This window comes from Psychrobacter sp. ANT_H3 (assembly GCF_027919975.1).
Taxonomy (GTDB): domain Bacteria; phylum Pseudomonadota; class Gammaproteobacteria; order Pseudomonadales; family Moraxellaceae; genus Psychrobacter; species Psychrobacter maritimus.
This window is the reverse complement of sequence record NZ_JAQISM010000015.1, coordinates 67,334-87,238: the sequence shown is the minus strand read 5'-3', so window position 1 is coordinate 87,238 and position 19,905 is coordinate 67,334. Positions and strand designations below refer to the sequence as shown.

The 19,905-nt window shown below is 43.2% G+C and carries 15 protein-coding genes; 13 read left to right on the top strand and 2 right to left on the bottom strand.

Going from position 1 to position 19,905, the window contains the following annotated elements; translation table 11 throughout:
• The first annotated feature begins 76 nt into the window (after positions 1–76).
• The 11 genes from PG901_RS08520 to PG901_RS08470 all read left to right on the top strand — a co-directional run bounded on the left by PG901_RS08520 (position 77) and on the right by PG901_RS08470 (position 15,106).
• Positions 77–1,366 (top strand): adenylosuccinate synthase, encoded by a 1,290-nt coding sequence (locus tag PG901_RS08520; RefSeq protein WP_183619033.1) that lies wholly within the window; start codon positions 77–79, stop codon positions 1,364–1,366.
• Positions 1,367–1,745: 379 nt separating this feature from the next.
• Complete coding sequence (gene ndk / locus PG901_RS08515; protein ID WP_193011877.1) at positions 1,746–2,177, top strand: nucleoside-diphosphate kinase; 432 nt, start codon at positions 1,746–1,748, stop codon at positions 2,175–2,177.
• A 377-nt stretch (positions 2,178–2,554) separates the two neighbouring features.
• Positions 2,555–3,784, top strand: a complete 1,230-nt coding sequence (gene rlmN, locus PG901_RS08510; protein WP_271134202.1) for a 23S rRNA (adenine(2503)-C(2))-methyltransferase RlmN — start codon at positions 2,555–2,557, stop codon at positions 3,782–3,784.
• 367 nt (positions 3,785–4,151) lie between these two features.
• A complete protein-coding gene (pilW, locus tag PG901_RS08505; RefSeq protein WP_271134201.1) occupies positions 4,152–5,096 on the top strand; it encodes a type IV pilus biogenesis/stability protein PilW in 945 nt (314 codons plus the stop codon).
• Positions 5,093–5,911, top strand: a complete 819-nt coding sequence (locus PG901_RS08500) for a helix-turn-helix domain-containing protein (protein WP_271134200.1) — start codon at positions 5,093–5,095, stop codon at positions 5,909–5,911. Before pilW ends, PG901_RS08500 begins: the two co-directional genes overlap by 4 nt.
• A gap of 223 nt (positions 5,912–6,134) precedes the next feature.
• Positions 6,135–7,250 carry a flavodoxin-dependent (E)-4-hydroxy-3-methylbut-2-enyl-diphosphate synthase gene (gene ispG / locus PG901_RS08495; RefSeq protein ID WP_201562989.1) on the top strand — a complete coding sequence of 372 codons (1,116 nt, stop codon included), beginning with the start codon at positions 6,135–6,137 and terminating at the stop codon, positions 7,248–7,250.
• Between the two features lie 104 nt (positions 7,251–7,354).
• Complete coding sequence (gene hisS / locus PG901_RS08490) at positions 7,355–8,653, top strand: histidine--tRNA ligase (protein WP_271134199.1); 1,299 nt, start codon at positions 7,355–7,357, stop codon at positions 8,651–8,653.
• A gap of 81 nt (positions 8,654–8,734) precedes the next feature.
• Positions 8,735–9,535: a YfgM family protein gene (locus PG901_RS08485; RefSeq protein WP_271134198.1), complete on the top strand. Its 801-nt coding sequence runs from the start codon at positions 8,735–8,737 to the stop codon at positions 9,533–9,535.
• Between the two features lie 278 nt (positions 9,536–9,813).
• Positions 9,814–11,022 (top strand): outer membrane protein assembly factor BamB, encoded by a 1,209-nt coding sequence (gene bamB, locus PG901_RS08480; protein WP_271134197.1) that lies wholly within the window; start codon positions 9,814–9,816, stop codon positions 11,020–11,022.
• Positions 11,023–11,415: 393 nt separating this feature from the next.
• The gene (der, locus tag PG901_RS08475) at positions 11,416–12,858 is read left to right on the top strand and encodes a ribosome biogenesis GTPase Der (protein ID WP_201546843.1); all 1,443 of its coding nucleotides are present in this window, start codon (positions 11,416–11,418) and stop codon (positions 12,856–12,858) included.
• Positions 12,859–13,099: 241 nt separating this feature from the next.
• Positions 13,100–15,106: a sensor histidine kinase gene (locus tag PG901_RS08470; RefSeq protein WP_271134196.1), complete on the top strand. Its 2,007-nt coding sequence runs from the start codon at positions 13,100–13,102 to the stop codon at positions 15,104–15,106.
• A 146-nt stretch (positions 15,107–15,252) separates the two neighbouring features.
• Here PG901_RS08470 and PG901_RS08465 read toward each other — a convergent pair whose 3' ends face one another.
• Positions 15,253–16,419: a D-alanyl-D-alanine carboxypeptidase family protein gene (locus PG901_RS08465; protein ID WP_271134195.1), complete on the bottom strand. Its 1,167-nt coding sequence runs from the start codon at positions 16,417–16,419 to the stop codon at positions 15,253–15,255.
• A gap of 756 nt (positions 16,420–17,175) precedes the next feature.
• Positions 17,176–17,613 carry an MCR_0457 family protein gene (locus PG901_RS08460; RefSeq protein ID WP_201562977.1) on the bottom strand — a complete coding sequence of 146 codons (438 nt, stop codon included), beginning with the start codon at positions 17,611–17,613 and terminating at the stop codon, positions 17,176–17,178.
• 471 nt (positions 17,614–18,084) lie between these two features.
• Between PG901_RS08460 and surE the strand changes: the two genes are divergently transcribed.
• Together surE and PG901_RS08450 are read left to right on the top strand one after the other, a co-directional pair.
• A complete protein-coding gene (surE, locus tag PG901_RS08455) occupies positions 18,085–18,921 on the top strand; it encodes a 5'/3'-nucleotidase SurE (RefSeq protein WP_271134194.1) in 837 nt (278 codons plus the stop codon).
• Between the two features lie 173 nt (positions 18,922–19,094).
• On the top strand, positions 19,095–19,901 hold the full coding sequence (locus PG901_RS08450) for a peptidoglycan DD-metalloendopeptidase family protein (protein ID WP_271134193.1): 807 nt from the start codon (positions 19,095–19,097) through the stop codon (positions 19,899–19,901).
• The last annotated feature ends 4 nt before the right edge of the window (positions 19,902–19,905 follow it).

Sequence of the window (19,905 nt, the reverse complement as noted above, 5' to 3'; positions counted from 1 at the left end):
AATTATATTTTTTAGCATAATTTCAGTTTTAAACCGTTATTGCACACACCTCAATACATCAAGGTAAGGATTAATCATGGGTAAGAATGTCGTAGTTTTGGGTAGCCAATGGGGCGATGAAGGTAAAGGTAAAATCGTTGATTTACTGACCGAAAAAGCCGCAGCAGTTGCACGCTTTCAAGGCGGACATAACGCTGGCCACACCCTAGTCGTTGATGGTAAAACCACCGTTTTGCATTTGATTCCATCAGGTATCTTACGTGAAGGCGTGACTTGCTTTATCGGTAATGGCGTGGTGTTAGCGCCTGACGCATTATTAAAAGAGATGAAAGAGCTAGAAGACAACAACGTGCCAGTACGTGAGCGCCTACGTATTTCACCAAACTGCCCATTGATCATGCCTTATCACGTAGCGCTTGACCAAGCACGTGAAGCAAAACGTGGCACTGGCAAAATCGGTACGACAGGTCGCGGTATTGGACCAGCTTATGAAGATAAAGTTGCGCGCCGTGCGATTAAGCTTGCTGACTTGTTCCGTGATGACTTAGAAGAAAAACTACGTAACTTAATCGAATATCATAACTTCCAATTGACTCAGTATTATAAAGTTGACGCCATTGATTTTGATGAGACGTTTAAGCTTTGCCAAGAGTGGAAAGAAGAAATCAAAGGTATGGTTACCGATGTAACCGAAGACCTAAATCAATTACGTCTTGCTGGCAAGAACCTGATGTTTGAAGGTGCGCAAGGTACGTTGCTTGATATCGACCATGGTACTTATCCGTTTGTCACCAGCTCTAGCGTAACCGCGGGCGGTGTATCTACTGGTACGGGTATCGGTCCATTGTATTTAGACTATGTATTGGGTATCACTAAAGCGTATACCACGCGTGTTGGTAGCGGTCCGTTCCCAACTGAATTGTTTGATGATGTTGGGGCGCATTTAGCCAAAGTCGGTCATGAGTTTGGTGCAACCACTGGTCGCGCGCGTCGCTGTGGTTGGTTCGATGCCGAATCATTACGCCGTGCTGTGGTACTTAACTCTATGTCAGGTATCTGCTTGACTAAGCTTGACGTATTAGACGGTCTAGAAGAGTTGCTAATCGGTGTTGGTTACAACCTACCTGAAACTGAATGTGCTGGCGCGCATGATGCTGAATTCTATGAGTCAGTAACGCCTAAGTATGAAACCTTACAAGGTTGGAGCGAGTCAACCGTTGGTATCACCAACTATGACGACCTACCAGAAAACGCCAAAATATATATCAAACGTATCGAAGAATTGATTGGTTGCCCAGTTGATATCATCTCAACCGGTCCTGACCGTGAAGAAACGATTGTATTACGCGATCCGTATGATGCTTAATTAGTTAAACAGCTATGTTATAAGTAATTCATAAAACCCTAATGTTAAGCATTGGGGTTTTTTATTATAATAATGAATGAGTAATGATAGATAAATAAGTAGCAGTTTTTGGCTTTATACAAGCGACTTTCATAAATTAACCCTATCATTTATAGCGTCAATCATTATAATAGGCAGCAATCCTGTGTTGGCGCTCATACTACCTGATGTTACTTGATTTTATGTTTTCGTATTGGTAAAGCATAAGTCATCTTGGTCAGCCTAAGTCAACATAGCGGTCAGAGATAAAATTAGTGGTTAGAAATAAAATAACCCCTTTGCTATTTCATTTCTTATTTTAGTTCAATTTTTTAACCCCCTCATCCATTAGGAGCTTTTCATGGCTAACGAACGTACTTTATCTATCATCAAACCTGACGCAGTTGCTGGCAATAACATCGGCGCTATCTACGACCGTTTTGAAAAATCAGGTCTAAAAATTGTTGCCGCTAAAATGATGCAACTTGATGATAAAAAAGCAGGTGGTTTCTACGCTGAGCACGCTGAACGTCCATTTTACAATGACCTAGTTTCATTTATGACTTCAGGTCCAGTATTGGTATCAGTATTAGAAGGCGAAAACGCTATCGCTAAGCATCGCGATATCATGGGCGCTACTAACCCAAAAGACGCCGCTGAAGGCACTATCCGTGCTGACTTCGCTAGCAGCATCGATGAAAATGCCGTTCATGGTTCAGATTCAGCTGAATCAGCAGCACGTGAAATCAGCTACTTCTTCAATGAAGATGAAGTTTGTGCACGTACGCGTTAATAGCAACAATTATTGATATCAGCTTATGATGTTGGTTATTAATAATTAGTGTGGCGAGACGGCTTATATCTTAGGGTATAAGCCGTTTTAGCTATTATAATATTCCAGTATTTTATTATGAATCATTAAAATGACTCATTGAAATTTCTAGTCACTTGCCTCATTATTAGTTTTACTGAGCATTATCAATCCCTTATCAGCATATTTTTATCAGGCTTTTATGCTTTTTAAGCATTTACCAATGCCTCGATAAAAAATGCGCTCATAACGGATTGCTCCTGCACTCATACATAACGTATATACATAATGTATGACTGGCAACGCCCATCTCAATAATTGCAGCGCTTATCGCAATGGCTGCAAAAAGGTTACCTATTATGTCGACTTCTCAAACACCCATCCAACATATCCCAACAAAGCCTGCTAATAGCATTAAGCTCGTTGATGAGGCGCAGGCAAAAACCAATCTATTGGGCATGACCCAAGCGCAACTGGCGGATTATTTTAAGAGCATCGGCGAAAAGCCGTTCCGCTCGACGCAAGTCATTAAATGGATTTATCAGCAGGGTGTCACTGATTTTGAGCAAATGACCAATTTGAGCAAATCATTGCGTGATAAATTGTCAGCCAATGCCTGTGTTGTTCCGCCAAAAGTAATTCATCGTCAATATAGTGATGATGGTACGCGTAAATGGGTCTTTGAAGTGACGGGTGGCTCGTTGGTTGAGACAGTATTGATACCAGCTGACGACAGTAAATTAAACGGTCGTAAAACCCTATGCATATCGTCGCAAGTGGGCTGTGCATTAGATTGCAGCTTTTGTAGTACTGGTAAGCAGGGGTTTGAGCGTGATTTAAGCGCCGCTGAAATCATCGGACAATTATGGGTGGCAAATGCCTCTTATATGAGCGATGACAATGACAGTTTAGAAAATGTTGATCATAGCTTATGGGAAAATAACGTCACTAACGTCGTCATGATGGGAATGGGTGAGCCGTTATTAAACTATAAACCAGTAGTTGGCTCGATGGAGTTGATGCTGAGCGACCATGCTTATGGGCTATCAAAACGCCGTGTGACGTTATCAACCTCGGGCGTCGTACCAAAAATGTACCAATTGGCGCAAGATATCGATGTAGCCTTGGCGATTTCATTGCATGCGCCTAATGATGAGCTGCGTAATGAGCTGGTACCTATTAATAAAAAGTATCCGCTAGAAGAGCTGATTGCCGCAGCAAAAAACTACGTTTATGATGTCAATCCGCGCCATAAAAAACACGTGACGATTGAATATGTCATGCTTGATGGCGTCAATGATCGTAATGAACATGCCCATCAACTAGTGGCGTTATTAGAAGGTTTACCAAGTAAGATTAACCTGATTCCGTTTAATCCGTTCCCACATGCGCCGTATGACAAATCAAGCAATAATCGTATCCATGCCTTTAGTGATATTTTAAGCCAAGCGGGTTTTGTTTGTACCATTCGCCAAACGCGCGGTGATGATATTGATGCCGCTTGTGGTCAATTGGTTGGACAAGTCGCTGACAGAACGCGCCGCTCAGCGGCTTGGCAGCAAAGCATTAAAGATCGGGAAAATATTTAGTGCAGCGTTAATATAGCAGGGCTAATACTACAGAGGTAAATGTTACAGAGTTAAATACTACAGAGTTAAATACTACAGAGTTAAATACTACAGAGTTAAATACTACAGAGTTAAATACTACAGAGTTAAATACTACAGAGTTAAAAATTTGCTGATTGAGCAGTTGGATGTAGTAATGGGCTTAAGCATTCAGATTAAATGCCTAGCTGTCGTTTTTGTCTCACAACAGTAATAAAATGTAGTCATTGGCAGTAATAATTGAGTGCGGCGCAATTAATCACAATAAATTGTACTTATGGGGGCTAAATCTATTAAACTGATGCCTCGAAGATCGAACGCATTGAACCTCAGTTTTATGATGGCGGCTATGATGACTTTTAAAAATCTTTGTCAGTTCAAATATCAAACATTTATTTCTCAGACGGCGCAGCAATCGAGTGTCAATGTTGTCCGTATTGCCAAAAAGCGCGGCGCAAACGCTATTTTGTTAGCCAGCGCTTTAAGTGCCTTGCTAATTAGCGGTTGCCAGAGTACAACGACCACGGATTTAACCGGTGGTACGCCTTATCAAACCTCGACACGGCCGAGTGACAATCGTAATTTGGATCAGCAAGAAATTGCTCGCGTTCGCACCTCACTTGCGGCACAATATATCCGCAAAAATGAGCTTGATACCGCTCAGCGTCAACTTGAAAAAGCCTTTGCTGCCGATAGCCGTTATGCGCCAGCCTATGATATGATGGGCGTTTTGTTGCAGCAAGAGGGCAGTCGCCTTAATCTTGAAAAAGCCGATCAATATTTTAAAAAAGCCATTATGCTTGATAAAGATTTTGATCAAGCCCACAACAATTATGGCGTTTATCTGTCGCAGATGAAGCGCTATAAAGAGGCGGCGGCGCAGTTTGAGATTGCAGGGGCAGCACTTGGCTACGAAGGTCGTATTGGGGCGTTAGAAAACTTAGGACGCACTTACCTTCAGCTAAATGATCATCCAGCCGCTGCCAAAGCATTTTTGCGTGCCCTAGATGGTAACCGCAATAGTGTGATTGCACACATTGAATTGGTCGATTTATTACTCGAGCAGCAGCGTGTGCAGCAAGCACAAAGGCTTTATGACGAAACTTTGATGCTGGTACAAGGGCAGGGTATTAGTCCGCGCTTACTTTTACAAGGTATCAAACTTGCGGCAGCACAAAATAACATAGCAACCCGCCAGCAATTGGCACAGCAGCTTTTATCCGCTTATCCACTAAGCGATGAAGCAAAACAACTTAAGACTTGGCTTAACAATCCAGAGGCACCATGGAAATGACCACCCCATCATCAAACACTCAATCTAACGCTCAGGGATCATTTGGTGCCATGTTGCAGCAAGCCCGCAAAACTAAGCAAGTCAGCTTGGAGGACGCGGCCGCCGAGTTATTTATTTTAAAACGACATTTGCAAGCCCTAGAAAATGAAAATTTTGCGGATTTACCGCAGGCGGCGTTTGCGCGTGGTTTTGCGATTAACTATGCAAAGTTTTTGGGTTTAGATCCAGTGAAAATAGCCAATAGCTTCGATGCTGCTTACCCAACTGAGCTAAAGTCGCGTTCAACCAACAATATTGAGTCGCCACTACGCCCAATGGGTACCCTGCAGCGCGATACTCATAACCGTATCCGTTTTAATCCATTATTAATCATCGCGGTCATTGGCGTCATTATCTTAGCGATTTTCCTATTTCGTATGGTCAGTAATGCCAGTAAAGACAATAATCAGCCGCCAGTAACCAGCAGTGAAGACATCTCAGCACTAGAACAAGCGCAAGGTGCGGCGATTGATACCGATGCTAATGGCGTTGGTGCTTCTGGTTCAGCACTTAACTTGGGCGGCGATGCAAGTATGGCACCAGCTACGCTGGATGTTAAGCTGATAGATGCCGCTGTCGTCACTATTACTGACGCTACTGGTAATAGCTTGATAGCTGGCTCGCAGACTGCTGGTAATTATCAATTATCTGGTATGCCGCCCTTTAATGTACAGATTGATAATGTTAAAAATGTCAGCTTGATGCTTAATCAAGAAGCGGTAGCTCTAGACAGTTATGCTACAGGCACGCAAGCCAGTTTTGAGCTCGCGCCTTAGTTTTTAAACAACGGGTTTATTAATTGGTTAGTTTATTAAATGACTGGTTTTAAAGTGAGCGCTAATTTTTCCAGTGATTGCTATTTTTAAAACCGTTATTGTTAGTGTTAAATAGTTATTAGTCTTAAAAAATTATTGGTGTTAAAAAGCTATTAGCGTTATAAAAGCGATGTTTGTTTCCAGTTTTTTTCGTTCCAATTTGTTCCAATGAAAGGGTTTGTCTATGTCAACGTCAGCGCCTATTAACCGTCGTCTTACTAAAAAAATATATGTCGGTGATGTCGCGATTGGTGGTGATGCACCGATTAGCGTGCAAAGTATGACCAATACCGATACTTGTGATGTGGCAGCGACCGTTGCCCAAATCGAGCGCTGCGTTGAAGCAGGGGCGGATTTGATGCGCGTATCGACGCCGACGATGGATACGGTAAGAGCCTTTGCGGAAATTCGTAAGCGTGTCAGCGTACCCTTGATAGCTGATGTGCATTTTGACCATAAAATCGCCTTGGCCGTTGCTGAAGCCGGAGCGGACTGTTTACGTATTAACCCGGGTAATATCGGCAGCGACGCCAAAGTACGTGAAGTGGTTGCTTGTGCCAAGCATTATAATATTCCCATTCGTATTGGTGTTAATGCCGGCTCATTGGAAAAAGACATTCAGCGTAAATATACCGAACCAACCGGCGCGGCGATGCTTGAATCAGCTATGCGCCATATCGATATATTAGAGCGCTTGAACTTTGATCAATATAAAGTGTCGGTGAAAGCCAGCAATGTGTTTCTGACCTTAGATGCTTATCGCCTGATTTCTGCTCAGATTGATAATCCACTACATTTAGGCGTCACCGAAGCGGGTGTTTATCGTACAGGCGCGGTTAAATCCGCAATTGCCTTAGGTGGGCTATTACTAGACGGCATCGGCGATACCATTCGTATCTCCTTAGCCGCAGAGCCGGAAGAAGAGATTAAAATCGGCTTTGATATTTTAAAATCGCTAAATATTCGCTCAAATGGCGTTAACTTTATCGCTTGCCCAAGCTGTTCGCGCCAAGAGTTTGATGTCATTAGAGTGATGACGGCGTTAGAATCACGTTTAGAAGATATCCGTGAACCGATGAACTTGTCAGTGATTGGCTGTAAAGTAAACGGTCCGGGTGAAGCGAAAGAAGCGGACATTGGTATTGTCGGCGCGGCGCCAAAATCACTGGTCTACCGTATGGGCGAAAAAAGCCATTTGATTGATACCAATAATTTGGTCGATGAGATCGAAGGCATGGTACGTGCGCATGCTGAAGATTTGGCGAAAAAACGTGAGAATGAAATCATTCGTGTAAAGTAATAAAGTAAGACGCTGAGCTCTTAAAAGCTTAATGTATAAACGTCACGACAAAAATAATTAGTAATAGAGTACTTTGTTAAAAATTTTAAGGATGCGACCGTACCATGATTAAAGCTATCAAAGGGTTTAATGATATTTTGCCTGAACAGTCTGCAAAATGGCTGCACCTAGAGTCGATATTGGCTGATGTGCTGGGCAGATACGGTTATGAGCATATTCGCCTGCCTATCGTTGAGCAAACCGACTTATTTGCCCGTGCTATCGGCGGCGCAACCGATATCGTCGAAAAAGAGATGTATAGCTTTACCGATAAGTCTGAGCCACCAACGCCATTGGCCTTACGTCCTGAAGGGACGGCAGGGGCAGTACGTGCAGTGATTGAGCACAATTTATTGCGCGGTGATACGCCGAAACTTTGGTATATCGGTCCGATGTTCCGCTATGAGCGTCCACAAAAAGGTCGCTACCGTCAGTTTCATCAATTGGGTGTCGAAAGCTTTGGTAGTGCGCTACCGGATGCCGATGCCGAGCTGATTGCCATGACGCATCTAATGTGGCAGGAATTGGGTCTAAAAGACGAGATGCGCTTAGAGCTTAATAGTTTGGGTGAGCTTGATGAGCGTCATGCTTATCGCGAAGCACTGGTTGCTTATCTGACTGATAAGCAAGAGCAGTTAGATGAAGATAGTAAGCGCCGTTTAACGACCAATCCGCTGCGTATTTTGGACAGTAAAGAGGCGAGTACCCAAGCGTTATTGGTAGATGCGCCAAAGCTTGCTGAGTTTTTGGGTGCCGAGAGTAAGGCGCATTTTGAGCAAGTGCAAGCGTATTTAACCGCACTTGGTATTGAGTTCGTGATTAACCCGCACTTAGTACGCGGTCTTGATTACTATAATAAAACCGTGTTTGAGTGGGTAACTGATAAGCTTGGTAGCCAAGCGACCGTTTGTGCGGGCGGTCGTTATGATGGTTTGATTGGGCAATTAAAATCTATCGGTAGCCCTGATGACAAAGGGCATAATAAACCAGTGAAGTCTGAGCCAGCCGTTGGTTTTGCAATGGGGCTTGAGCGTTTATTGTTGCTTATCGAGGCCGTGGCGCCGATTGCAGAGCTGCCAGCTTGTGACGTTTTTGTGGTTGCTCATCCAGAAGTTTATAGTGCGGGTATTGGCTATGCGCAAGAGCTGCGCTACAGCCGTCCTGACCTACGGGTAAAAATGGCGAGCGCAACCAGCTTAAAAGCACAAATGAAAAAAGCGGATAAGTCGGGCGCTGCATTGACGGTGATTATCGCCCAGCAAGAGCTCGATGATAATACCATTAGTATTAAAGATATGCAGACGGGTGAGCAACAAACGGTTGCGACAGATTGGCTATCGACTAAAGAAAACTTTGATCGTTAGTAAAAGAAAACTTGGTTCGCCAGTAATCGATGGTGACTTTAGCATTCGCAATTTAATAACACTTTTATCAGGTAAAAATATATGGCTCTGACACCCAATTCGCCAAATACAGACAATTCAATGCAAGCGTTAAAGCAGTATGGCAGCTATATTGTCACCGCGATTTTATTGGCGTTGGCCGCCTATTTCGGCTGGACGTATTGGCAAAATAACCATGCACGCGTCGATACGGTTGCAGCCGACCATTATGCGGATATTCAGCGTTTAAATGAAGAAGTCAGCCTAGCGTCACAGAACCCAGATTTAGAAGCAGAGGCGCAAGCGTCACTGGCGGAGAGCCGTAAACAGTTAGACAAAGATATTGATGCTTTAGTAAGCACTCATGGTAGCTCTGTCTATGCATGGCAAGCGCTGATGATTAAAGCCCGTCAACAAGTGGATAACGATGACTTTAAAGGTGCGGGTGAGACCTTTAAAAAGGCACTAGCAATTGATTTGGGCGATGCAGGCTTAGAAGCCATTACCCGTCTGCGCTATGCGAAGACGTTACTAGCGGCTGGTGATGCCGACGCCGCCTTGGCTGAAGCCAATAATGATATGCCAAGCTCGTTTGAAGCGAGTCAACAAGAGCTATTGGGTGATATTTATCTGGCACAAGATAATAAAGACTCAGCGGTTAAATCTTACAATAATGCTTGGGAATTGTTACGTAACCGTCAAGAAACACGTGCAGTATTGGCATTAAAGATGGAAAGCTTGGGTATCGTGCCTGAACCTATTGCGGCGCCAGCCAGTCTTATCCAAGAACCTGCGGTAGCTGCAGCACCTGCACAACAACCATCAATGGTTGAAGATGAAAATACGGTAGTAACTGCTGAATAGTAGAGGTTGAAAATAAATCTTAAAAATATTTTTAATAATAATCGCTGGTGCTAGATATGAGCGCTAACGCTTTGATAAGTATTTTAATAAAAATTGTCATACCTCAAATCATTCTACAAACCGTTTTAAAAAACTGTTTTAAAAACTAAGTAGCGCAGTAAGTCAGGAGGGTAGTATTAATAATGAGTGCTTATTTATGTGCTGGTTATTATTGTTCACCGTTTACTTGCTGATAGCTAATTTATTAATGATTAATTTATTGCTAGTGAGACCCTATAATGACTCAAGCTATTCGCTCTAACAGAACTATAAACGCTAAGACCATCAAAACGACGGCCATGCATGTCGCCGTCATCGCAGTGATGGCAACTGCAGTCGTTGGGTGTAATCGAGGTATCAAACCAGTCGTCAATGACCCTGTCAAATTGGTGCAAATTGCGCAGCCAATTAGTGTATTGCAGCCGGTTTTTAGTACCGATGTTGGTAGCAAAAAAGCCAGTAGTAAAGATCCGCTTGACCTGCAAGTGGGCTATGCCAACTCGCAAATCGTTACTGCATCACGCGGTGGTGATTTAATAGGCTTTGATAATGCCGGTCAACGCCTATGGTCAGTTAATGTTGGTGATCAAATTACCGGTGGCGTGGCCTTAGATGCCTTGAGCCAAACTGCTATTATCAGTACTCGCGGCGGCTTGGTGATGGCGTTTGATAGTGCCACTGGCGCTAAACGCTGGCAGACCCAGCTTAGCGGTTCGGTACTAACGCCTGCTTTAATCAGCAATAACCGGGTGGTTTTATCGGCGAACGATGGCTTCTTACATGGATTATCGTTACAGAACGGTCAGTCGGTTTGGCAGTTTGCCACCCAAGTGCCTGCTATCAGCGTACGCGGTAGTGCAGCGCCAACATTGCTAGATGCGAAAACTGCACTATTGGCTACGGCTGATGGTCGCTTGCATGCCGTTACTATCGATAATGGCTTACCGCAGTGGTCACGCCGCGTTGGTGTCGGTGCAGGCAGTAGTGAAGTTGAACGTATGAGCGATGTCGATGGCATGCCTATCGTCGATAAGAACCAATTGTTTGCCATCAGCTATAGTGGTCAGTTGTTAGGTATCGACTTAGCTTCTCGTCAAGTGCTGTTCGTTAATGAGCTTGCGAGCTTAAAATCACTGGCGGTGAACAATCAGCAAGTCATTGCAACCAGCTTAGACGGCAAAGTGGTTGCTTATAATCGCAGCAATGGTGAGGTTTTGTGGGAAAGCGAAGAGTTGGCTTATCGTCATTTAACTAACCCTGTGATGATTGGCAGTTATATTGCTGTCGGTGATTTTGATGGTGTGGTACATTTATTTGACCCTGCAAGCGGCAAAATTGTCAGCCGTGTACAGACTAAAGGCGCATTAAGTAGCTTGCAAGTACAAGGCAGCCGTTTGCTAACCCAAAGCACTTCAGGGCAAGTCGCTATTTGGCAATTGGCGCGCTAGATTTTTATAAGTCATTGCTTATTTGATTGTACTGATTAAATAAGCTTGCTTATAGTGACATCAATACAAAACGCTGCTCAGTCAGCGTTTCGTGCCTTGTGTAAATTGCTTGTTTAAGCGGTCGCTTTCGCGTACTCTATGCGACCGCTATGTAGTAGGCGTTATTCATATATAATAGCGTTATCTATATAGTCGATTCATTTTAGAATTTATATTTATAGCCCGTGGCCATTAATATCTCGATATTATTTCGCACTGACTATATTTGCTATTATCTAATTTTATCGTTTTATTTCTATAATTTATTTAAATTTGCGGTCAAGTGCAGCTATTCATCTTTATGATAAGAGTCAGCGACCTGTCCGCCATTGTGCCCTTCACTGAGAGTAACCCATGAGTATCAAGCCTGTGGTCGCCTTAATTGGTCGTCCAAACGTCGGTAAATCCACCTTATTTAACCAGTTCACTAAAAGTCGGCAGGCATTGGTTGCTGATTTATCAGGGCTGACTCGTGACCGCCAATACGGTGATGCAACCTATGAAGACAAATCTTTCATCGTTGTAGACACCGGCGGTATCGGTGAAGCGGATGATGGTAGCGGCAATATTGATGACTATATGTCTGAGCAGTCGCATACGGCCATTCATGAAGCCGATATTATTGTCTTCGTGGTCGACGCCCGTGCCGGTATGATTGGTGCCGATGCTGAGATTGGCAAGTTTTTGCATACCCTTGGTAAGCCTGTTTATGTCGTTGCGAATAAAGTTGATGGCGCGCACGATGCCGCGCCTGCAGAATTTTATGCCTTAGGATTGGGCGAGCCGTATCCGATGGCAGCCAGTCATGGCCGCGGTGTTGGTAACTTGCTAGAAGTTCTGACCGCTGATATGCCAACGCAAGAAAATGTTGTCGAGCCAAAAGGCTTAAAGCTGGCTATTATTGGTCGTCCAAACGTTGGTAAATCAACGCTGGTTAACCGCCTACTGGGTGAAGACCGGGTGGTGGTATTTGATATGCCGGGTACGACGCGTGACAGTATTTATATTCCTTATACGCGCGAGGGTAGAGACTACGTATTGATTGATACCGCCGGTGTCCGTCGCCGTGGCAGAATCGATGAAAAGGTAGAGAAATTCTCAGTCATCAAAACCTTGCAAGCAATTGACGATTCTAACGTCACGGTTATTGTGATTGATGCCCAAGAAGGTATCGTCGACCAAGATTTGCATATGATTGGTTATGCGCTTGATGCGGGTCGTGCCTTGGTGGTCGCCATCAATAAATGGGATGGTCTCACTGCAGATCAAAAGAACTATATTAAGATTGAGATGGATCGCCGTTTCAACTTTATCTCTTACGTAAAAGTCCATCAAATCTCAGCATTGCACGGTACAGGCGTGGGTAACTTATATCCTTCTATCTTGCGTGCTTATCAGTCGTCGATGTTTGAGGTGTCAACCAACCGTTTGACGCAGATTTTACAAGATGCCGTTGCTGCGAATCCGCCACCAACGGTTGCCGGTCGCCGTATCAAGCTGCGTTTTGCGCATATTGGTGGTCATAACCCGCCAGTGATTGTGATTCATGGTAACCAAACGTCTTCGCTACCGAAGAGCTATCAGCGCTATCTTGAAAACCAATTCCGTCAAGTATTTAAGCTTGAAGGCACGCCGCTGAATGTTATCTTTAAACAAAATGATAACCCATACGCCAATAAAAGCGACACGCCAACCAAAGCAAAAGCGCAACAGCTACGCCAACGTGAACGCAATCGTGCGCAGAAATTTACCACCAAAGATAAGCCAAGATTCACTAACAAAGATAAAAAACGTTAATTTTGCAAGATAGTGAGCGTCTTTATATTTTTTAGCAAATAAAGACCGTTTTATTTTATCTTTGCTATTTTTCCATCCTTGGCTTTTCTGTAATATAATTTGCCATGATGACTATACTAGCCATCATGGTATTTTTTAATTTAATAGATTCTTAAGTTACATTAAAATGTCGCATTCCGCTCATCACCCTTATAGAATACCTGTACTATAATCAAAAGTTGTCTTAACTCAGTTGAGTGATATGAACAACCGCCCACCACAAACCCTTCCTATGCTTGTTTGGCAATCTATCGTACAGACCATGATTTTGGCTGTATTGGCAGGTTTTCTATTGTCTTTTGTTTATGGTTTGGTGCAACACTATAAAGAAGAGCGTCAGCATATCCAGCAATTGGCGAACTTGCTGACGCTTAGTGCGGCGAGCATCGATGGTGACAAGGTGGTCGCGGAGCAAGTGCGCTTCTTGTTAGAGCATGAGCAGAGTGTTGAGAGCATTTTGTTTTATTCAACCTCTCAGCCTATTGCCGATAGCAATCAGTCCAGAGATGATTGGAAAAATGCCTTATTTGCCAATACGGTCAGCTTTAACTATCCGGTGGTCGGCGATTATATTAATGGCAGCAGCAGCCTATCTATGGTTAGCGATACGCTAAACCCTGCACAAAAAAGCATCGCCGCGCAGAATATCTCCCAGAATACGCTTCAGCTCAATTCAAGCCTGCAAGCTGCAAGTAGTCCGCTGAATAATAGACATGAATCAAATTCGGGCAGTGATTTAAATACTGAAAATACCTTGGTCGGCTATATTAATATTACCTTAGATGTGGCGACCCTACGTTCAAATTGGCTACAAAACAATCTATGGTTGTGGTTAATGACCACAGCATTAGCCATTATTTGGGCGCTGTATATTTTACGTAAATTAAACTGGCCGTCACAAGATATCGCCGTGCTTACGGAAGTTTGTGACATTGTCATTAAAAATCCTGAGCTTGAGCAGCTGCCCGTGATTCCACAGCGCTTTAAGTTTCAGGAGCTGGTGCAGATTAAGCAGGCCTTTACGACGTTGTTCAATCGTCTGCAAGAATCGAAACAAGATTATGAAGCGCTTGCCGCTTTTGAGCAGCAATTGCATCAAAAGGATTTATCTTTAGATGTGCAGCTGCATAATTTTCAAAGCATGATTACTCATGAGTTAAAAACCTCGCTTAATGCCATTGTCGGCGGCTTACAACTGTTAGATGATGAACACCTCAGTGATGAGCAAAAAGACGCAGTCGATATCATTCATAATGGCAGTGACAAGCTGGTTTTGGCATTGGATCAAATTATTCAGCTTAATCAGATACAAAAAGGTCAAGTCAGCCTACAGATAAGTGCGTTTAATCCGCTGCAATTAATTGCTGATTTGTTGGCAGATTTTGAGCCTATTGCCAGACAAAAAGGCTTAGCATTAATCAGTCATATCCATCATATTGATTATAGCCTTGAAGGTGATGTCGGAAAAATACAGCAAATATTATCGATACTGCTGAGCAATGCGATTAAATTTACCCCCGTGGGTGAAGTCAGTATTACCTCGCAATTGACCCATTTTGATAATAGCAATCGTTGGCAGATTCGAGTCAAAGATACGGGCATCGGTATAGATAGTGGCTTTATAGACGATATTTTTAATCCGTTTTTTCAAGTAGATTCATCGCAAACTCGTCAGTATGAAGGCACGGGCATTGGCTTGCCAGTCGTCAAACAGATGACGCAGTTGATGGGAGCCAGTATTAGTGTCGAGAGCACGCTTGGCGTCGGGACTGAGTTTGTTATTACTATTCCGACGTCCAATCAACGCCAATCGCGCCAGCAACAGCTGCTGACGGGACTGGTCGTTGTCTACTACTATGATCAAGATAGCGGCGCTTTGTTGGATGAATTGCAGCGTTTAGGCGCGCATGTCATCTGCTATCAACATGAACAGCTTGTGATTGATGAGATGCAGCATAGAAAAGTTGATATGGTGATGTTTGCGGAAGACGTATTAGCAAGCAAAGCGGAATTAGTGGCTAAGCGTATTCGCGCCTCTGAGACCGACTATCGGGCTTTATTGATATTCTGGTATCCACAGCAGCGTGCACGACATTTAGACAGCTTTGAGCATGGCTTAAAAGCGGCCGGAGTTGATTACTGTCAGGTGGCGACCTATGAAGATAAAGCGCTGAGTAATTTATTAAAGAGCTGGCTCGCTTGGTCTTAATGATGGCGGTAGGCGTGAACATAGTGATAAGGATAGACAAATAAAAAAGACGCCCATAAACAGGCGTCTTTTTTAATACTAAAATTACTGCTAACTATTATAGTTAAATGCAGACATATTTTTATACAGGTTGTTAAATACCGTGCTTAAAATAAGTTTTGTGCCCAGCGGGTAAAACGTTGCCAGATACGGCTCATAAAGCCTGATTGTTCGATATCGCTAGTGGCTACGATAGGCACTGAAGCAACTACTTTACCATCAATAACCGCCATCATTTTGCCAATTTCTTGACCTTTTTTGATAGGTGCTTCTAAGCTCTCAGGAATATCGACCACAGTAGTGATTTTATTCTTTTGCGTTTTATCGGTTAGAATTTGCAAACTGTCGCCAGTCGCAAGCTCTACTTCTGTCGCTTCGCCAAACCATACTGGTACTTTACTAACAAACTGTCCAGCAGGTGCTTTAGTTACGGTAGTAAAATGACCAAAACCCCAATTGAGTAGCTCACGTGACTGATCGGCACGGGCTTGCTGGCTTTCTGTACCCATAATAACAGAGATTAGGCGCATGCCATCACGATTACTAGAGGCGGCTAAGCAGTAACCCGCTGCATCGGTATGACCTGTTTTTAGACCGTCAACCGTAGGGTCAGTGGCTAGTAGGGCATTACGGTTACCTTGGGTAATACCGTTATAAGTGAACTCTTTTTCCGAATAAAGACCGTAATAGTCGCCACTGTTTTTGATAATTGCACGTGACAATATGGCCAAATCTAACGCTGATGCTTGATGCCCTTCGTCTGGCATACCTGTCGAGTTGACGAAATGGGTGTTTTTCATCCCAAGCTTTTCTGCCTGCTCATTCATCAAGATTGCAAATGAGGCTTCGCTACCAGCAATATGCTCAGCCATCGCTTTTGAAGCATCGTTGCCTGATTGAATAATGATACCGCGTAACATATCGATGACGCTGGCGGTTTTATTGACCGGCACATACATACAAGACTGACTGCTACTACCGCGGCACCAAGCATTTGGGCTCATCAAAACTTGTTCGTCTTCTTTGAGGTCACCTGATGCTAAGCGCTGCTCGATGATGTAACTGGTCATCATCTTGGTCAAGGACGCTGGTGGTAGTGCTTGATTGGCATTTTTTTGTGCCAATATTTCACCAGTATTATAGTCCATTAATACATAAGCCGTATTTTCCATCTCAGGTGGCTGTATGGCAGCGCTCGCCATCATTGCACTCATAGAAACACTGACACCCACTACCAGCTGTACTAACTGTTTTTTTACACGCTTTACTGTCATAGATTGTTACACCGCATCATAAAACCAAATGTATCTATCGCTTATATTTCGTGCGGATTCTCACGGTTAATCTATTGTGGCCCGCTTTAAAGCTGACTCTAAAGCTAAGATTTAAAACAGATTTTTGATGAGAGACTTAACGACTAAGCGATGGACATAAAATTAACGCCTTATCTTAGCAAAATGCCGACCGATGGGGAATCGATAAATACAATAAAATAGGACGCGACCAAAAACAGCGCATCGTTGTGATAAACCATAGCGTTTAGAAGGGCAAAAATATGGGCATATAAAGCCCTTAGCTATAGATTATATTTCGATGCACGAATGCTTTTCTAACTGCCACAAAAAAGCCTGCTGCACCACCTGCGATACGCAGACCAGATGACAGCAAGCTTGATACTTTCTATAAGGTTAATTAATAAACTTATAGCGTTTTTTAGTTGATTAACATTGATATAGTAAAAATCAGCGACCTGACGGTGATATGAGCAGTAGTTTTATTATGGTTATTTATCGCTACTTATCATGCATATAAATTATTCATAGAAATCATATGCTAGCTTCTGTTTATATCAATGCTTTTTATATCTTTATATCAGCAGTGCTTGGGCTACTACTTTATTTATACTTCTCTAAAAAACAAGCTTCACTGTTTTTTATAATAGCTTATGAAGAATACTTTTTAGGAAGATACTTTTTAATAGTAGCTTTTATGAAAGGCAGCTTTATTAAAAGCACTTTCTATGAAAATCGTTAAGAATACTCAGCATTCGCCAAATCTTCACATAAGGCTTTGTTATCTTGTCTAGAGAAACCCATCGTCCAACTGCGGATACCTTGCAATATCTGACGGTAATCTTGCTGGGTAGATAGATACTGAATAGCCGCTTTTGGGTCTTCTAACGACGGCATCAACTCATGCAACTGTACATTATAAGATTTATAAAAACGCTGTTTTTGTTTGCCCGTCAGCATCGGTGGACATATCTCTGACAGCACTTGCATCACCGCAATTTCATGCTTGGTGATGTTAATACCAGATAAATCCAGAGGAATGGTCGTCGCTGAATTAGACGCGGCATTGGTAGCTTGAGACAGCATAGCAATAGACGTTATCAGTCCTGCTAGACCTACTTTTGAGGCGGTCTTCGCTATCACAGAAGCTATAGATAATATCGATTGATTATTCATTCAGTATTACACTCGCTTATCTTTGTTTGATGGTGCTATGTTAATCGGTAAAAAAATAAAAGTCACATAAAATATTGATTTATGTGTAGATATATTGTGAGCTAAGCCACGTTTACAGCAACATATCAGTAGTATGTAGTACTAAGTTACCTCAACATAAAAATATTCATTGATAATGTTGTACCTTGTTGCCTACTGTAACTCTATCGCCATGTTTTTATACTAAAAAATGCTCATTGTTGCTACTGAAAAATCGCCTATAAAAAGTCGCCTATAAAACCGAATATCAGGAAAATTCTAGCCCAAGACTGGGTTCGTCTGGTGGCACTATTAGGGTATAATCGGCCGAAATATTTTGGGTATAGCCACTGACATAGTCTCAATAAGAGGGATTATAGCAATTTTACGATAACAAAGTAGCTAAGTGGACAGACGGTCATTAATAACGGTATTGGGCAGAATTGAGCAAAAATGAAAATTTTAATGAGTAATGATGATGGGGTGCATGCTCCAGGGTTGTTGGCATTGTATCAGGCATTGTCTACTATCGCAGAGGTGGTGGTAGTTGCGCCAAGTAATGAGCAAAGCGGCTGCGCAAGCTCCTTAAGTATCTCAACGCCGCTATATACTCATGAATTGGAGTCTGGTTTTATTGCGGTGAATGGTTCGCCTGCAGATTGTGTATATTTGGCGTTACATGAAATTTACCGTCATACCGATTTTGACTGTGTGATTACAGGTATCAATTCAGGTGCCAATCTTGGTCAGGATGTTTTATTTTCTGGTACATTTGGCGCTGCATTGACCGCGCAGCTTTTTGGCTTGCCAGCGATTGCCACCTCTTTGGTGGGCGGCGGGGTCAAAGCCTCAGGGCAGGAGCAGGTAAGTCATTATCAAATGGCGGCTAATGAGATTGTCAAATTATTGACCGAAACTCCGATATTAGATGCTTGCAAAAATTTGCCCTATCATGTATTAAACGTTAATATTCCTGATGTTGATAGTGCCGATGCGATTAAAGGTCGAAAAATCACGGCTTTAAGTCACAGTGAGATTGCACGTCCTGTGCATCATGTGGTCGACCCACGCGGCCGCGATGCCTACTGGTTATCGCTACGCAAACGTCAAAGTACATTATCAAGTGAACTATCAAGTCAACTATCAACAGAAAATGTAGACGCTCAAACATCGTCCATAGAAATGACGGATGACCAAGCGGTGGCAGCAGGGTATATTAGTCTATCGCCTGTGCGCCTGCATCATACGCCAGCTGCTACCCTTGATACGCTCTCGGCGTTGGTGCTGTAAATTGATAGGTTTATCCGTAGTGATATTTATTAGTGCTTAAAAATCGCTAAAAAACCATTGGTTATCCAATAATTAATCATGGTATCTGAGACATTAAACGTTACAACCGTTAGCAAAATGCTTGTGAGTAACACAAGGAATTTGTGAGCAACATAAAGAATAGGAAATCTTGTATGAAGAAGCTTATTGCTGGATCGCGCTTGGCAACAGTGGCATTGATGGGTACGTTGACAGCAGCCACATTAACGATGGTCGGCTGTGCCACTAAGCCCACTTATCAGGCAGCCAACCAAGCAGGACCTAAGATTATTACCAACGGACAAGGTCTTCCCAATTATCATCGCGTCCAGCGCGGTGATACGGTCAGCCAAATCGCGGCGCGCTATCGCTTAAACTATCGTCAAATCGGTGCGCTAAATGGCTTAGATAGTAAATATACGATTTATAGTGGTCAATGGCTCAAATTATGGCAAGGTGAGCCAGTACGCGCCACCAATAACAATCGCTATAACGCCTCTACACCAACGCAAGCACAGCCGACCTATACGCCACCTGTGACCAACACGCCCAATTATTCACAAAATCCTGTTTATGAAGTGACAGCCAATGCCACTTCAGGTTATGAATATCCGAGTCGCAACCAAGTGACGCGTAACTTTGATGCCGCCGCCGGTAACATGGGTATGTGGTTTGCTGGCACCATGGGCGATCCGGTACTTGCGAGCCAATCAGGAACGGTGCTTTATTCGGGTAATGGTCTACCAGAGTATGGCAACCTGATTATGATTCGTCATAGCAATAACTATATCACCGCCTACGCGCATAACAGTGCGCTGCTGGTCAAAGAAGGTGAGGCGGTACAGCGTGGTCAGCGTATTGCAAATATGGGTAGCAGCGGCCAGACCAATCAAGTAGGCTTGGAGTTCCAAGTACGCTTAAATGGTAATCCTATCGACCCACGCGCGGTATTGGGTCGTTAAAAAA

Bases quoted from the DNA above. Each gene is read 5' to 3' on its own strand.
- PG901_RS08485 (WP_271134198.1), top strand. From the start codon at position 8,735: ATGGCTCTGACACCCAATTCGCCAAATACAGACAATTCAATGCAAGCG.
- PG901_RS08500 (WP_271134200.1), top strand. From the start codon at position 5,093: ATGACCACCCCATCATCAAACACTCAATCTAACGCTCAGGGATCATTT.
- ndk (WP_193011877.1), top strand. From the start codon at position 1,746: ATGGCTAACGAACGTACTTTATCTATCATCAAACCTGACGCAGTTGCT.
- pilW (WP_271134201.1), top strand. From the start codon at position 4,152: ATGATGACTTTTAAAAATCTTTGTCAGTTCAAATATCAAACATTTATT.
- der (WP_201546843.1), top strand. From the start codon at position 11,416: ATGAGTATCAAGCCTGTGGTCGCCTTAATTGGTCGTCCAAACGTCGGT.
- PG901_RS08460 (WP_201562977.1), bottom strand. From the start codon at position 17,613: ATGAATAATCAATCGATATTATCTATAGCTTCTGTGATAGCGAAGACC.
- PG901_RS08465 (WP_271134195.1), bottom strand. From the start codon at position 16,419: ATGACAGTAAAGCGTGTAAAAAAACAGTTAGTACAGCTGGTAGTGGGT.
- PG901_RS08520 (WP_183619033.1), top strand. From the start codon at position 77: ATGGGTAAGAATGTCGTAGTTTTGGGTAGCCAATGGGGCGATGAAGGT.
- hisS (WP_271134199.1), top strand. From the start codon at position 7,355: ATGATTAAAGCTATCAAAGGGTTTAATGATATTTTGCCTGAACAGTCT.
- PG901_RS08470 (WP_271134196.1), top strand. From the start codon at position 13,100: ATGAACAACCGCCCACCACAAACCCTTCCTATGCTTGTTTGGCAATCT.
- rlmN (WP_271134202.1), top strand. From the start codon at position 2,555: ATGTCGACTTCTCAAACACCCATCCAACATATCCCAACAAAGCCTGCT.
- PG901_RS08450 (WP_271134193.1), top strand. From the start codon at position 19,095: ATGAAGAAGCTTATTGCTGGATCGCGCTTGGCAACAGTGGCATTGATG.
- surE (WP_271134194.1), top strand. From the start codon at position 18,085: ATGAAAATTTTAATGAGTAATGATGATGGGGTGCATGCTCCAGGGTTG.
- bamB (WP_271134197.1), top strand. From the start codon at position 9,814: ATGACTCAAGCTATTCGCTCTAACAGAACTATAAACGCTAAGACCATC.
- ispG (WP_201562989.1), top strand. From the start codon at position 6,135: ATGTCAACGTCAGCGCCTATTAACCGTCGTCTTACTAAAAAAATATAT.